Annotated in this window: 16 protein-coding genes; 6 read left to right on the top strand and 10 right to left on the bottom strand. The window is 73.7% G+C overall.

Translation table 11 applies throughout. The annotated features are described in order from the left end of the window. Window positions 1–50: 50 nt before the first annotated feature. From CITRI_RS0103475 to CITRI_RS0103495, 4 genes are all read left to right on the top strand, one after another. A complete protein-coding gene (locus tag CITRI_RS0103475) occupies window positions 51–818 on the top strand; it encodes a hypothetical protein (protein WP_010143213.1) in 768 nt (255 codons plus the stop codon). Between the two features lie 20 nt (window positions 819–838). Then, a complete protein-coding gene (locus CITRI_RS0103480) occupies window positions 839–1,195 on the top strand; it encodes a hypothetical protein (protein WP_010143214.1) in 357 nt (118 codons plus the stop codon). A 132-nt stretch (window positions 1,196–1,327) separates the two neighbouring features. Then, window positions 1,328–1,951: an FABP family protein gene (locus tag CITRI_RS0103490; protein ID WP_010143215.1), complete on the top strand. Its 624-nt coding sequence runs from the start codon at window positions 1,328–1,330 to the stop codon at window positions 1,949–1,951. Further along, window positions 1,948–3,105, top strand: a complete 1,158-nt coding sequence (locus tag CITRI_RS0103495) for a folate-binding protein YgfZ (protein ID WP_010143216.1) — start codon at window positions 1,948–1,950, stop codon at window positions 3,103–3,105. Before CITRI_RS0103490 ends, CITRI_RS0103495 begins: the two co-directional genes overlap by 4 nt. 33 nt (window positions 3,106–3,138) lie before the next feature. On the opposite strand, the gene CITRI_RS0103500 is transcribed toward CITRI_RS0103495, so the two are convergent. From CITRI_RS0103500 to CITRI_RS0103520, 5 genes are read right to left on the bottom strand one after another with little or no spacing between them, the layout of a single operon-like run. Next, on the bottom strand, window positions 3,139–3,897 hold the full coding sequence (locus CITRI_RS0103500) for a GNAT family N-acetyltransferase (RefSeq protein ID WP_010143217.1): 759 nt from the start codon (window positions 3,895–3,897) through the stop codon (window positions 3,139–3,141). Window positions 3,898–3,906: 9 nt separating this feature from the next. Then, complete coding sequence (locus tag CITRI_RS0103505) at window positions 3,907–4,938, bottom strand: 6-phosphofructokinase (RefSeq protein ID WP_010143218.1); 1,032 nt, start codon at window positions 4,936–4,938, stop codon at window positions 3,907–3,909. A gap of 47 nt (window positions 4,939–4,985) precedes the next feature. Further along, window positions 4,986–5,237: a PspC domain-containing protein gene (locus CITRI_RS0103510; protein WP_010143219.1), complete on the bottom strand. Its 252-nt coding sequence runs from the start codon at window positions 5,235–5,237 to the stop codon at window positions 4,986–4,988. Window positions 5,238–5,239: 2 nt separating this feature from the next. Then, window positions 5,240–5,611 (bottom strand): hypothetical protein, encoded by a 372-nt coding sequence (locus CITRI_RS0103515; RefSeq protein ID WP_010143220.1) that lies wholly within the window; start codon window positions 5,609–5,611, stop codon window positions 5,240–5,242. Window positions 5,612–5,616: 5 nt separating this feature from the next. Then, a complete protein-coding gene (locus tag CITRI_RS0103520; RefSeq protein ID WP_010143221.1) occupies window positions 5,617–6,957 on the bottom strand; it encodes a PspC domain-containing protein in 1,341 nt (446 codons plus the stop codon). Window positions 6,958–7,072: 115 nt separating this feature from the next. Between CITRI_RS0103520 and CITRI_RS0103525 the strand changes: the two genes are divergently transcribed. Both CITRI_RS0103525 and CITRI_RS0103530 read left to right on the top strand, forming a co-directional pair. Continuing rightward, window positions 7,073–8,308 (top strand): PspC domain-containing protein, encoded by a 1,236-nt coding sequence (locus CITRI_RS0103525; protein ID WP_010143224.1) that lies wholly within the window; start codon window positions 7,073–7,075, stop codon window positions 8,306–8,308. Beyond that, on the top strand, window positions 8,305–8,961 hold the full coding sequence (locus tag CITRI_RS0103530) for a response regulator transcription factor (RefSeq protein ID WP_029139015.1): 657 nt from the start codon (window positions 8,305–8,307) through the stop codon (window positions 8,959–8,961). Before CITRI_RS0103525 ends, CITRI_RS0103530 begins: the two co-directional genes overlap by 4 nt. On the opposite strand, the gene CITRI_RS16160 is transcribed toward CITRI_RS0103530, so the two are convergent. Genes CITRI_RS16160 through CITRI_RS0103555 form a run of 5 tightly spaced genes read right to left on the bottom strand, consistent with a single transcriptional unit; the run spans window position 8,927 to window position 12,810 of the window. Beyond that, a complete protein-coding gene (locus tag CITRI_RS16160; protein WP_010143226.1) occupies window positions 8,927–9,577 on the bottom strand; it encodes a sulfate/molybdate ABC transporter ATP-binding protein in 651 nt (216 codons plus the stop codon). The two genes, CITRI_RS0103530 and CITRI_RS16160, sit on opposite strands and share 35 nt — an antisense overlap. Then, on the bottom strand, window positions 9,574–10,380 hold the full coding sequence (locus CITRI_RS0103540) for an ABC transporter permease (RefSeq protein ID WP_010143227.1): 807 nt from the start codon (window positions 10,378–10,380) through the stop codon (window positions 9,574–9,576). The genes CITRI_RS16160 and CITRI_RS0103540 overlap by 4 nt, the downstream gene beginning before the upstream one ends. Next, the gene (gene modA, locus CITRI_RS0103545; protein ID WP_010143228.1) at window positions 10,358–11,134 is read right to left on the bottom strand and encodes a molybdate ABC transporter substrate-binding protein; all 777 of its coding nucleotides are present in this window, start codon (window positions 11,132–11,134) and stop codon (window positions 10,358–10,360) included. Before modA ends, CITRI_RS0103540 begins: the two co-directional genes overlap by 23 nt. A 2-nt stretch (window positions 11,135–11,136) precedes the next feature. Beyond that, on the bottom strand, window positions 11,137–11,538 hold the full coding sequence (locus CITRI_RS0103550; RefSeq protein ID WP_010143229.1) for a molybdopterin-binding protein: 402 nt from the start codon (window positions 11,536–11,538) through the stop codon (window positions 11,137–11,139). A gap of 60 nt (window positions 11,539–11,598) precedes the next feature. Then, window positions 11,599–12,810 carry a pyridoxal phosphate-dependent aminotransferase gene (locus tag CITRI_RS0103555; protein ID WP_010143230.1) on the bottom strand — a complete coding sequence of 404 codons (1,212 nt, stop codon included), beginning with the start codon at window positions 12,808–12,810 and terminating at the stop codon, window positions 11,599–11,601. Window positions 12,811–12,816 lie beyond the last annotated feature (6 nt).

Here is a 12,816-nt window from a genome sequence, read left to right on the forward strand (position 1 = left end):
CGCGGGGCAGGCAGCGGCGCGGGCGGGCGCGGCGATGGCAGGATGGAAGGGTGAAGCATCCCCTGCTGGCGGTCACCGCCGTGGTCGCCGCCCTGCTCGTGGGCGTCGGCGCGCTGGGCCCATGGGCTGCGGCCGTCACCGGGTCCGTGCTGGTGGCCGCCGTGGCACTCGGCTGGCCCCAACTGCTCGGCGCCCCGGCCCGCCGCTCCCTGACCGTCGTGCTGCTGGCCTCCGGGCTGGCCGCCACCTGGGCCGTGGCCCTCTGGCCGGTCCCCGAGGCCGGTGACCCCCGCCGGTCGTTCGGCGGATCGCTGGTCGAGCCGGTCGCCATCTGCCTGGCCCTGGGCACGGTGGCCGCCTTCCTGGTCCAGCTGTTCCGCGGCCACGGCCGCCCCCAGCGGCTGGAGTCCACCGCCGGGACGGTGGCCGGCGTCGTCGTCGTGTGCGCCGTCGCCGGCTGGACCGCGGTCGCCCGGCACGACGCCGGCGCGCTCACCCTCTCCCTGGCCGTCTCGCTCGCGCTCGCCGCCCTGGCCGGGATGGCCCGGCTGTCCGGGCCCTGGGACGCGGTGCTCGCGGTGCTGCTGGCCGGCCTCGCCCCCCTCGCGCTCGCGCTCGTGCTGCCCGGGCTGTACCCGCCGGCGGCCGTGACGGCCGGCGTGCTCGGTGCGCTGGGCGCGGTGCTCGCCGGGCGCACCGCGCCGGACGGCGGACGGGGCCGTCCCGTGGGCAACCGGGCCGCCGTCGCGCTGGGAGTGGCGCCCGTGGCCCTGGCCGGGCTGCTCGCGTACTTTGTGATCAGGATCATGCCGGGCTGACCGGCGGAAGGAGGCACGTGATGACGAACGAGACCGGACCGATGGCGAACGAGCTGTACTCGGTGGACCTCGAGGAGGGCGGCGACGACCCGGTGGAGCGGGTCTTCCGCTTCGTCGGCGGGGTGCTGACCCAGGTCCTCGGCGGCTACGGGGCCGGGGTGGTCGGGGCCTCCGTGGTGGTGCGCCGCAAGCACGACGGCGAGGAGATGCTGCGCATCGACGTGCCGGACGCCGAGTCCGGGGACCAGGTGCTGCAGGCCCTGCAGGGGGACCTGGACACCTACCCGGCCGACGAGTTCGTGGCGGACTGGCTGGACAAGGTCCGACATGGTCGTCACGTTGCAGGCCGGGACGCCGAGGGAACCCGGCTGGAGTAGGATGGCCGCATGTCGATTCTTGCACTTGAGGTCTTCTTCACCGTCCTGCTCGTCATCGCGGGCCTGGCCATGGCGGCGTTCGCCGTCCTCGTGGTCTCGGGCCTGTACAAGGGCCAGCGCTGATCCTTCCCCGTGCCCACTGAACTGCCCTTCGACCTGACGCCGGAGCTCGCTCCGCTGTCCTGGCTCATCGGCTCCTGGGAGGGACAGGGCCGGCTGGGAGCCGGGGACAGCGACAGCGAGATCTTCTACCAGCGGGTCGACTTCACGGACCACCAGCTGCCCTTCCTGGAGTACCGCGCCGAGTCGTGGCTCTGCGAGGAGGACGGCACGCTGCTGCGCCCGCTGACCGTGGAGTCGGGGTTCTGGGCACTCGACCGGGAACGCCGCGACGGTGATCCCGGACCCGGGATGTCCCCGGGCGACGTGGTGCCGACCCTGCGGTCCGCCGAGGACGTCGAGACGTACCGGCGCCAGGACGACAGCTTCCCCATCACGGCGCAGATCACCCACCCCGGGTCCCTGACGGAGCTGTACTACGGCGTCATCAAGGGCCCCCAGGTCCAGTTGCGCACGGACTCCGTGCTGCGCGGCTCCGCCGCCGGGCCCTACGAGGGCGGTTCGCGGATCCTCGGGCTCGTCAACGGCCAGCTGTTCTGGCGCTGGGACGCCACGGCCGGCGGCGAGGAGCACCCGCACGCCTCGGCCATCCTCGACCGGATGCCCGACCGCACCCAGGGAAGACTGCCCCGATGACCTACACCTCGCCCCTGCTGTCCGGCCCGGACGCCGTCCACGGAGCGGTGGCCGGCACCGGTCCCGACGCCCCGGTGGCCGCGCACTACGGCCAGCCGGTGGCCGAGCAGCGCGCCCTGGCCGCCGGCACCGCGGTGGTGGACCTGTCCCACCGCGGCGTGGTCACGGTCTCCGGCCCGGAGCGGCTGAGCTGGCTGCACGTGCTGACCAGCCAGCGACTGGACCGGGGGGTGGAGCCCGGGACCTCCACGGAGACGCTGTTCCTGGACGTCCAGGGCCGCATCGAGTTCGACTGCCACCTCGTGGACGACGGCGCCACCACCTGGCTCACCGTGGAACCGGGCGAGAACGTTGGGCTGGCCGACTGGCTGACGAGGATGAAGTTCGCCTCCCGCGTGGAGATCGCGGACCGGACCGGCGAGATCGCGGTGATCGGCACCACCGGTGACGTGCCGGCGTGGGACGAGCGGGACGACGTCGTCCGGTGGCGCGATCCCTGGCCGGCCATCGGCGAGGGCGGCTTCCCGTACACCGTCGACCCCGACCCGGCTCGGCACCCGGCCGCCGACTGGTCCTGGTCCGAGTACCTGGTGCCCGTCTCCGAGCTCGGTGCCCTGCCCGAGGGCTTCACCCTGGCCGGCGTGCTCGCCGCCGAGGGGTTGCGGATCGCGGCGCTGCGGCCCCGCCACGGGGTGGACACCGATGACCGCACCATCCCGCACGAGGTGGACCTCGTGCGCACGGCGGTGCACCTGAACAAGGGCTGCTACAAGGGCCAGGAGACGATCGCCCGGGTCCACAACCTCGGCCACCCGCCGCGCCGCCTGGCGTTCCTGCAGCTCGACGGCTCGGGCCACACCCTGCCGGAACCCGGTGCGGACGTGATCGTGCGCCCGGAGTCCGGGACCGCCGAGGCCGGCACCGCCCGGTCCGTGGGCACGCTCACCTCGGCCGCCCAGCACCACGAGATGGGCCCGATCGCGCTGGCCATCCTCAAGCGCAACACCGACCCCGAGGCAGAGCTGCTCGTGCGGGAGGGCAACGCCGAGGACGGCTGGTCCTTCACGGCGGCCGCCCAGGAGGTCGTCGTCTCGCCCCAGGCCGGCAAGGCCGTCGGCCGGGCCACCGGCTTCGTGCGCCGCGGCACCCGGTAGGCGGCCGGCCCCATCACCGGGTGAACAGTCCCGTCACTGGGTGAACAGCACCGTCGTCTGTGACCCGGCCAGCTCGAAGCCGAGGGTGTCGGCCAGGTGCTGCGAGGCGGTGTTGCCCAGCGCGGCCCGCCACTGCGGCACGAGCCCCTCGGTGAAGGCCTCCTCCATGGCGATCGCCGCGGCGTAGGCTCCCAGGCCCATCCGGCGCACGTCGGGGCGCACCAGCACGCCCAGGTGGCCGATCAGCCCCTGCCATTCCTCGTACCCGGCCCCCGCGACCGGGTCGCCGGTCGGGGTGCCCGAGCCGTCGTCGGGAACCAGGGTGAAGGTGGCGTCCAGGCCGGACAGCCCCACCTCGGTGACGTCGTCCGCGGGGCACAGCGCCTCGAGCGTGGCGGCGTCGGCCACCTCGTAGGACACGGCCACGGAACCGGAGCGCTCGATCTCCGGGACGTCCTCCGCGTAGTAGAGCGCCGACTCGCCCAGGGAGCGGGCGGCGTGTCCGGCGCCGAGGCGGATCATCGTGGACTCCAGGGCCAGGACCTCGTCGTCCACGTCCCGGGCGGCGTCGAGCAGCCAGCGGGGACCGTAGAGCACGGAGGTCTGGTAGAGGCGAACGAAGGTGGCGATCTGCTCGTCCGCGCCGTCCTGCGCGCCGGAGTCCGTGGCCACCTCGATCCGCCGGGAGCCCGGGGGAGACCCGGCGGCCTCGGTGATCGAGCCGTCGGGCAGTCCCAGGATCCGGGACCAGGCCAGCTCGATGATCTGGCGGGTGTGGCTGTTGACGGGCATCCTTGAAGGCTATCGCCCGAACAGCACCTTCGCCTCGTCGTAGCGGTGCTGCGGGACCTCCTTGAGCCCGTCCAGGGCGGCGGCGAGCTCCACCCGGACGACCTCGGTGCCGTCGAGGGCGACCATCTTCCCGTACTCGCCGTCGGCGACGAGGTCGATGGCCCCCATGCCGAAGCGGGTGGCCAGCACGCGGTCGAAGCCGGTGGGCGCACCGCCGCGCTGGATGTGGCCCAGCACGGTGTTGCGGGTCTCGATCCCGGTCATGTCCTCGATCCGGTGCGTCACCCACTCGCCGATCCCGCCCAGTCGCGGCCGGCCGGAGGCGTCCGCACCGGCCTCGGCCAGCGGGTCGTCGTGCCCCTCGGGGACGAAGCCCTCGGCGACGACCACGAGCGGTGAACGCCCCCGCTCGTGCACCTGGCGGACCCAGTCGCACACCTGCTCCATGGAGGTGCGCTGCTCCGGGATCAGGATCGCGTGCGCGCCGGCGGACATGCCCGAGTGCAGGGCGATCCAGCCCACGTGCCGGCCCATCACCTCGGCCACCATGCACCGGTGGTGGGACTCACCGGTGGTGCGCAGCCGGTCCATGGCGTCGGTGGCGATCGAGACGGCGGTGTCGAAGCCGAAGGTGTAGTCGGTGGCCTTGAGGTCGTTGTCGATGGTCTTGGGCACCCCGACCAGCGGGATGCCGTCGTCGGACAGCCGCTTCGCCCCGGCCAGGGTCCCCTCGCCGCCGATCGCCACCACGGCGTCCAGCCCCAGCCGGGCCATCTGGGCCTTGATGTTCTCCGGGCCGCCGCGCGGGTGGTTGTAGGGGTGCGTCCGGGAGGTGCCCAGGATGGTCCCGCCGGTGCGGGCCAGGCCGCGGACCCGCTGGCGTGGCAGGTCCTCCACGTCGCCCTCGATCAGTCCGCGCCAGCCGTCCCGGATGCCCACGAGCTCGTAGTCGTAGGTCTTGATGCCGTGCAGGACGGCGGAGCGGATGACCGCGTTGAGGCCGGGGCAGTCCCCGCCGCTGGTCAGGAGGCCGACGCGCATGCTGGAGGTCCTTTCGACAGGCTGGATCGGATGGTCCTGACCGAAGGCTATCGCGAGTGGGGACCGGGCAGGACCCGCTCCAGCGGGATGGACCCGTCCTGCCAGGGCAGCAGGAGCCACGCCAGCAGGTAGGTGCCGACGCCGATGAACGGCAGCAGGAAGCTCAGCAGGACCAGGATCCGCACCAGCGTGGGGTCCCAGCCGAACTTCGCGGACAGGCCCCCGCAGATGCCGGCGACCCAGCGGCGCGGGCCGCGGCGGTAGGGGATGGAGCGCAGGGCGCGGTAGAAGGCGTCCACGGTCAGCGCCCCTTCCGCGTGGCGCCGGCGATGCCGCCGGCCACGAGCACCAGGCCGCCGAGCGCGGCGAGGCAGATCAGGACCAGGGCAGGGTCGACGTCCCAGTCCAGCACGGTCGCGGACAGGGACCACAGGGCCACCAGCAGGGCGATGATGCCCCACACCAGGGTGCCGGTGCGGATGCCCTCGGGTGCTGTACGGGTCCCGACGGTGGCCGTCGAGCCGCGTCCGGAGGTCCCGTCGAACTCGTGGTCCCGGTGGCGGTCGTGGAGGGTGCCGCGGGTGATCTCGTCCTCGAGGGCCTGGGCCTCCGGGTCGTGGGCCTGCGAGGCGTGGGGGTAGGGGTCGTGGGGGTACGGGTCGTGGGTCGTCATGGTGTTCACTCCTGCTCGGTGGGCGTGGTGGTCGGATCATCCACCCGGACGGTCAGCGTGGAGAAGGCCAGGTCGGCGTCGATCTCCAGTCGGCGGTCGGTGGGGGCGTCCACGACCTGGACGCGGCCATCGCCGGCCACGGCGGGCTCCGAGTTCACGGAGCTGAAGGCGTTGTCCACGGTGAGGTAGACGTCCACGTCGTGCGGCACGATCAGCTCGGCCTCGGAGAAGGACACGTCCAGGCGGACCGGGTCTGCGCCCGGATCGATGCTGCCGGGCTCGCCGGTCAGGTCGATCAAGCCGGAGCCGAAGCTCAGGTCGTACCCGGTGCGGCTGTCACCCCGGACGGTGCCGTCCCACGTGGAGTCCCACGCCCCGTCCCAGTCGCCGCGGACGAACGTGCCGCCGGTGGCCAGCAGGACGGGGATGACCAGGAGGGCCGTGGTGACGGTCAGCCCGCCACCGCCGCGGCCGAGGATGGCCCCGACGATGAGGCCGACGGCCATCACGCCCAGGGCCGTGGCCAGGCTGGCGGCCCAGATCACGCCCCAGCCGGCGGTGAAGACGCCGAGGTACTTCAGGGCGGCGACGGCGGCCCCGGCCAGGACGGCGACCCCGATGACCAGCAGCTGGGTGGAGCCGGACAGCGACGGTGGGGTGCGGTCGACCGTGGCCGGTTGCGGCGCGGCCGGAGCCGGAGGTGGGTAGGGAGCCTGGTAGTGGGCAGAGGGAGCGGTCATGGGGTCACGTCCTTCGGGGGCGCGGTCGGCGGGGGAGGAGGTGGGGGAGGAGGGGCCGGGTGAGGGGGGCCGGGGCCCGCTGGCGTACCACCCCGTGTCGGAGGGGGCGAGGAAGACGGGCTCGTTCACGGCCGCGGACGGGGCCCCGGACGCAGCGCCTGCGGGGCCCGGGGGCAGCGCGCGGGGGCCGGACCGGGAGGCGACGAGCCAGACGAACAGGCCGATCACCGCCAGGCCGAGGAGCCCGCCGACGTCCCACCAGCCGCCGTCGGGTCCGTAGGGCGGGGTGAACAGGCCCACCGCGCCGAGGATCCCCAGGACCAGGCCCCCGGTCATGCCGGAGGTCCACCGTCCCTGGCCGGCCTCCCGGGCGTGGATCCGCCCGTCCGGTTCCGGCAGGACCATCCACGCCAGTCCGTAGGCCAGCACGGTCAGCCCCGCGGTCAGCAGGGTCAGCACCACGAACAGGGCCCGGGCCAGCGTGTGGTCCAGGCCGATGCGGTCGGCGATGCCGGCGACCACGCCGCCCAGCCAGCGCTGGGGACTGCGGACGGTGCGCAGGGAGTGGATCCAGGCGTAGAAGCCGGAGGCGGGGTTCTCGTTCATGGTTCCATCGTCGCCGTGCGAACCCCGGCCCGGTATCCGGAAAGCCCCTGATCCGACCCGGAGAACCCCCGGAGGACGGTCCGCGGACACCCCGTACTGGGGCAGGATGGAGGCCATGCACAGTGTCCTCACCCGTCCGGCCGAGGGCCGGGTCGTCGCCGGCGTCTGCACCGGGCTGGCCCGGTACCTCGGCCTGCCCACCGGGTGGGTGCGGGCCGGCGTCGTGGCCCTGACCCTGCTCAGCGGGGTCGGAGTGGTCTTCTACGCCTGGCTGTGGATCTTCGTCCCGGACGAGCACGAGGCCGTGCTCACCGCCGGTGACCCGGTCCGCGGCGCCGCGGAGCAGGTCCGGGAGGCCCCCGTCCGCCTGGGCGGCGTCCTGGGCCAGGGCTGGCAGGTGATCTTCGGGGTCGTGCTGCTGGGCGTGGCCGCGGTCCTGGCCCTGCAGCTGGGGGCCGGCATCCGGATGAACTGGGGCCTGATCGGGCCGGTGGCCGTGGTGCTGCTGGGCATCGCCCTGGCCTGGCTGCAACTGGACACGCTGCGGGACGCCGGGAGGGCGGGCCGGACCGGGCGGATCAGCTCGCTCGCCCTCGGACTGCTGCTGGTGATGGCCGGCGTGCTGGCGCTCGCGGCCGGTTTCGTCGGCACGGACGAGTTGTGGCTGGGACTGCTGGTGGCGGCGGTGATCGTCGCCGGCGTGGTGCTGGTGGCCGCCCCCTGGGTGCTCAAGGCCTGGCGCGATGCCACGGCGAAGACCTCCGCGCTCGCCGTCCAGACCGAGCGGGCCGAGATCGCCGCCCACCTGCACGACTCCGTGCTGCAGACCCTCGCCCTGATCCAGAAGAACGCGGACACCCCCTCCACCGTGGTGCGGCTGGCCCGCGCCCAGGAGCGCGACCTGCGCCAGTACCTCTACCAGGATCCCTCCCGGCCCACCGGGACCCTGACGGACCGGCTCGAGGACCTGGCCGCGGCGATCGAGGACGACCACGGCCAGCCCATCGAGGTGGTCACCGCCGGTTCGGCCACCGGTCCCTGGCTGGACCCGGTGCTGCAGGCCTCGCGCGAGGCGATGCTCAACGGGGTGCGCCATGCCGGGCCGGTCCAGGTCTACGCGGAGGCCCGGCCGGAGGCCGTGGAGGTCTTCGTCAAGGACCGCGGCCCCGGTTTCGACCTCTCGGCGATCCCGGCGGACCGTCTCGGGATCCGGGAGTCGGTCATCGGCCGGATGGAGCGTGCCGGCGGCACGGCGAGGATCATCACCGGTGACGGCGGCACCGAGGTCCGGTTGCACCTGCCGGTCCCGGCGGAGAATGGGAAGAACGGCGAGGAAGGGCGGCAGGGATGAACCGGGTACCAGTGAGGGTCGTCGTCGTGGACGACCACGCGATCTTCCGGACGGGGCTGAAGGCGGACCTGGACCCGTCCGCCATCCAGGTGGTCGGCGAGGCCGGGGACGTGGACTCGGCGGTCCGGACCATCCACGAGGTGCGCCCGGACGTGGTGCTGCTGGACGTGCACCTGCCCGGTGGCCGTGGCGGTGGGGGAGCCGAGGTGGCCGCGGCCTGCCAGGAGCTGGCGCCCGGGGTGCGGTTCCTGGCGATCTCCGTCTCGGACGCCGCGGAGGACGTGGTGGCGGTCATCCGCGCCGGGGCCCGCGGTTACGTCACCAAGACGATCTCGGGCGCCGATGTCTCGGACGCCGTGCAGCGGGTGGCCGGCGGGGACGCCGTGTTCTCTCCCCGGCTGGCCGGGTTCGTGCTGGACGCCTTCGGGACGGCGGACGTCGCGGTGCGGGACGAGGAGCTCGACCTGCTCTCGGCCCGCGAGCTGGAGGTCATGCGGCTCATCGCCCGCGGTTACACGTACAAGGAGGCCGCGCGGGAGTTGTTCATCTCCGTGCGGACGGTGGAGACGCACGTGTCCAACGTGCTGCGCAAGCTGCAGCTGTCCAACCGCCACGAGCTCACCCGGTGGGCGGGTGAACGGGGTCTGCTCTAGCGATCCGGTGGGTGGAGTGGGCCAGCGCCTCGGCGTCCGCCGCGTGATGGGTCACCAGCACGGTCGTCCGGCCGGTGAGCACCTCGGCGAGCAGGGCGCGGACCTGCGGCACCACCTGGGCGTCCAGCGAGGACAGCGGCTCGTCCAGCAGGACCAGCCGGGGATCCGAGGCCAGCACGCGGGCGATCGCGGTGCGCTGCGCCTGGCCGCCGGAGAGCTGGTGCGGACGCCGTCCCGCCAGGTGGCCCACGCCCACCCGTTCCAGCCACTGCCGGGCCACCCGCCGCCGCGCCGACCGGCCCACGACGCCGGCCCGGTCCAGCCCGTAGGCGACGTTCGCCTCGGCGCTCAGGTGCGGGAACAACCGCGCGTCCTGGGTCAGGTAGCCGACCCGGCGGTGCCGGGCCGGGACCCACGTGCCGCCGTCGAAGAGGACCTCCGTGCCCAGCGTCGCGTGGCCCGACTCCGGGCGCAGCCAGCCGGCCAGCGCGTCCAGCACGGTGGACTTGCCGGCGCCGTTCGCCCCGAGCAGCGCCAGGGTCTGTCCCTGCGGGACCGTGAACGCCACGTCCACCTCGCGCTCGGGGACCACCACGCGGCAGTCGAGGCCCGTCACGAGATCGTCACCCGCTTGCGGCCGTAGGCCAGCGTGATGACGGCCAGCGCCACCACCACCAGCAGCAGGGACAGCGCGACGGCGGCCTCGGAGTCCGTCTCCCGCTCCAGGTAGACCTGTAGCGGCAGGGTCCGGGTGGTGCCCTGCATCGACCCGGCGAAGGTGATGGTGGCCCCGAACTCGCCCAGCGCGCGGGCGAAGGTCAGCACGGTGCCCGCGAGGAGCCCGGGGGCCATCAGCGGCAGCGTGACGGTGCGGAAGGTGCGGGCCGGGGAGGCGCCCAGGGACAGGGCGGTGCGCTCGTGGGCCTCGCCCCGGGTCTGCAGTGACCCCTCCAGCGCGACCACGAGGAAGGGCAGGGAGACGAACACCTGGGCCATGACGACGGCCGTGGTGGTGAACGCGATCTCGATCCCCAGCACGTGCAGGTGCTCTCCGACCAGTCCGCGGCGGCCGAAGGCCTCCGTCAGCGCGATGCCCCCGACCACGGGAGGGACCACGAGCGGCAGCAGCACGAGCGAGCGGGCCACGCTGCGGCCCGGGAACTCCAGCCGGGTCAGCGTCAGCGCCAGCGGGATCCCCAGGACCAGGCAGACGGCCGTGGCCGTGAGGGACGTCCGCAGGGACAGGCCCAGGGCGTCGAGCGCCGCCGGGGAGGTCAGCAACCGGGGCAGCCGGGTCAGGTCCACCCCCGCCACGAGCGCGACGAAGGGCAGCAGGATGACCGCCGCGCCCAGGACGCCGACGACGGTCAGGGCCCGCGGGGGGCGGACCGGGACGTCACGGGTGACCGAAGCCGGCATGACCCAGCACCTCCTGCCCCTGCGCGCCCAGGACGTGCTCGACGAACGCGTCGGCCGGCCCGGGATGCTCCGCCTCCGCCAGCGCGGCGATCGGGTAGGTGTTCACGGCCGACCGGGCGTGCTCCAGGTCCACGGTGTGCACCGCGTCCCCGGCCCGGGTGGCGTCCGTGACGTAGACCAGCCCGGCATCGGCCTCCCCTGAAGTGACCTTGCCCAGCACGTCCGTGACGGAGGACTCCTCGCTGACCGGGTCCAGGGCGAGACCGGACGCCCGGGCGAGGGCGGCCGTGGCCTGGCCGCAGGGGACCTGGGGGGCGCAGGCCACCAGGTTCACGCCCTCGGCCGCGGCGTCCGCGAGGGACGTGATGCCCGCGGGGTTGTCCGGGGGCGTGACCAGCGTGAGCACGTTAGTGGCGAACGGGCGGGGCGCACCGGAGACGGCCCCGGCGCCGACGGCCCGGTCCATGGTCGGCACGTCCGCCGAGGCGAAGACGTCCGCCGGCGCCCCGGCGATGATCTGCTGGACCAGGTCGGACGACCCGGCGACGTTGAACCGCACCGTCACGCCGGGGTGCTCGGCCTCGAAGTCCTCGCCGATCTGCTCGAAGGCGTCCGTCAGCGAGGCCGCCGCGAAGACGGTCAGCGTGACGTCCCCGGCGGGGGTGTCCTGGGCGGCGGAGCCTCCGGTGCAACCGGTCATCATGGGTGCCGAGGCGGCGGCCAGGGCGAGCAGCGCGGTGGTGCGGGCCCTCACGGTCAGGCCTCGTCGCGGTCGATGATCACGGTGGTGGCCTTCACGACCGCGGACGCCGGCATGCCCGGTTCCAGCTCCAGGTCCAGGGCGGCCTCCGCGCTCATCAGGGACACCACGCGGAAGGGCCCGCACTGCAGGGTCACCTGGGCCATCACGGTGTCCATGACCACGTCGGTCACCAGCCCGGTGAACCGGTTGCGGGCCGAGACGCGCAGCCCGTGCGCGTCGGCGTCGGCCTGGGCGGTGGTCTCCCGGACCAGCCGGGCCACCTCCACGCCGTCGACGGCGGCCCGCCCGGCCTCGTCGGTGTGGGCGGTCAGGCGTCCGGAGGACACCCAGCGGCGCACGGAGTCGTCGCTGACACCCAGGTACCGGGACGCCTCGGCGATGCGCAGCAGGGTCATGGTCCCGACCCTACGTCACGCACCTGCGGCAGGAAAGGGTGCCACGAGGCGCAAGTGCGGTTACTCGGAGAGCAGCCTCTGGATGCGGCCGACACCCTCGGCGAGGTCCTCGTCGCCCAGGGCGTAGGACAGCCGCAGGAAGCCCGAGGGCCCGAACGCCTCGCCCGGGACGACGGCCACCTCGGCCTCGCCGAGGATGAACCCGGCCAGTTCGGCGGAGGTCTGCGGGGTCACGTCGCGGTAGGTCCTCCCCAGTGCGTCGCGGACGTCCACGTAGGCGTAGAAGGCGCCCTCCGGCGTCGGGCAGGAGAACCCGGGCACCGCGTTCAGGGCCTCGACCATGGCCCGGCGGCGCCGGTCGAAGGCCGCCTTCATCTCCTGCACCGCGTCCAGGGGGCCGGAGACGGCGGCCAGTGCCGCGCGCTGGGAGACATTGGCGACGTTGGAGGTGGCGTGGGACTGCAGGTTCGCGGCGGCCTTGATGACGTCCTTCGGGCCGGCCATCCAGCCCACCCGCCAACCGGTCATGGCATAGGTCTTGGCCACCCCGTTGAGGATCACCACCTGCTCGGCCAGCTCCGGCACGGCGGCGGCGATCGAGGTGAACGGCACGCCGTCGTAGGTCAGGTGCTCGTAGATCTCGTCCGTGACGACCCACAGGCCCCTCGCGGCGGCCCAGCGGCCGATCTCGGCGGTGGCCTCCGGGGAGTACACGGCGCCGGTCGGATTGGAGGGGGAGACGAACAGCAGCACCTTGGTGCGGTCGGTCAGCGCCGCCTCAAGCTGGTCCACGGAGACCTTGTACCCGGTCTCCGGGCCGGCGAAGACCTCCACGGGCACGCCGCCGGCCAGCCGGATCGACTCGGGGTACGTGGTCCAGAAGGGCGTGGGGACGATGACCTCGTCACCCGGGTCCAGCAGGGTGGCGAAGGTGTTGTAGACGGCCTGCTTGCCGCCGTTGGTCACCAGGACCTGGCTCGGCTCCAGGCTCACGCCGGAGTCCCGCAGGGTCTTGTCCGCGATCGCCTGGCGCAGCTCGGGCAGTCCGGCGGCGGGGGAGTAGCGGTGGTTCCTCGGGTCGCGAGCGGCCTCGACGGCCGCCTCGACGATGTACCCCGGGGTGGGGAAGTCCGGCTCGCCGGCACCGAAGCCTATGACGGGGCGACCGGCGGCCTTGAGGGCCTTGGCCTTGGCATCGACGGCCAGGGTGGCCGACTCGGCGATCGATCCGATGCGCTGGGAGACACGACTGCGCGGAGTGTGTGACGTCATGGCGCT

This window comes from Citricoccus sp. CH26A, assembly GCF_000224415.1.
Lineage (GTDB): Bacteria > Actinomycetota > Actinomycetes > Actinomycetales > Micrococcaceae > Citricoccus.

Bases quoted from the DNA above. Each gene is read 5' to 3' on its own strand.
- CITRI_RS0103480 (WP_010143214.1), top strand. From the start codon at position 839: ATGACGAACGAGACCGGACCGATGGCGAACGAGCTGTACTCGGTGGAC.
- CITRI_RS0103495 (WP_010143216.1), top strand. From the start codon at position 1,948: ATGACCTACACCTCGCCCCTGCTGTCCGGCCCGGACGCCGTCCACGGA.
- CITRI_RS0103500 (WP_010143217.1), bottom strand. From the start codon at position 3,897: ATGCCCGTCAACAGCCACACCCGCCAGATCATCGAGCTGGCCTGGTCC.
- CITRI_RS0103505 (WP_010143218.1), bottom strand. From the start codon at position 4,938: ATGCGCGTCGGCCTCCTGACCAGCGGCGGGGACTGCCCCGGCCTCAAC.
- CITRI_RS0103515 (WP_010143220.1), bottom strand. From the start codon at position 5,611: ATGACGACCCACGACCCGTACCCCCACGACCCCTACCCCCACGCCTCG.
- CITRI_RS0103520 (WP_010143221.1), bottom strand. From the start codon at position 6,957: ATGAACGAGAACCCCGCCTCCGGCTTCTACGCCTGGATCCACTCCCTG.
- CITRI_RS0103525 (WP_010143224.1), top strand. From the start codon at position 7,073: ATGCACAGTGTCCTCACCCGTCCGGCCGAGGGCCGGGTCGTCGCCGGC.
- CITRI_RS0103530 (WP_029139015.1), top strand. From the start codon at position 8,305: ATGAACCGGGTACCAGTGAGGGTCGTCGTCGTGGACGACCACGCGATC.
- CITRI_RS0103540 (WP_010143227.1), bottom strand. From the start codon at position 10,380: ATGCCGGCTTCGGTCACCCGTGACGTCCCGGTCCGCCCCCCGCGGGCC.
- CITRI_RS0103550 (WP_010143229.1), bottom strand. From the start codon at position 11,538: ATGACCCTGCTGCGCATCGCCGAGGCGTCCCGGTACCTGGGTGTCAGC.
- CITRI_RS0103555 (WP_010143230.1), bottom strand. From the start codon at position 12,810: ATGACGTCACACACTCCGCGCAGTCGTGTCTCCCAGCGCATCGGATCG.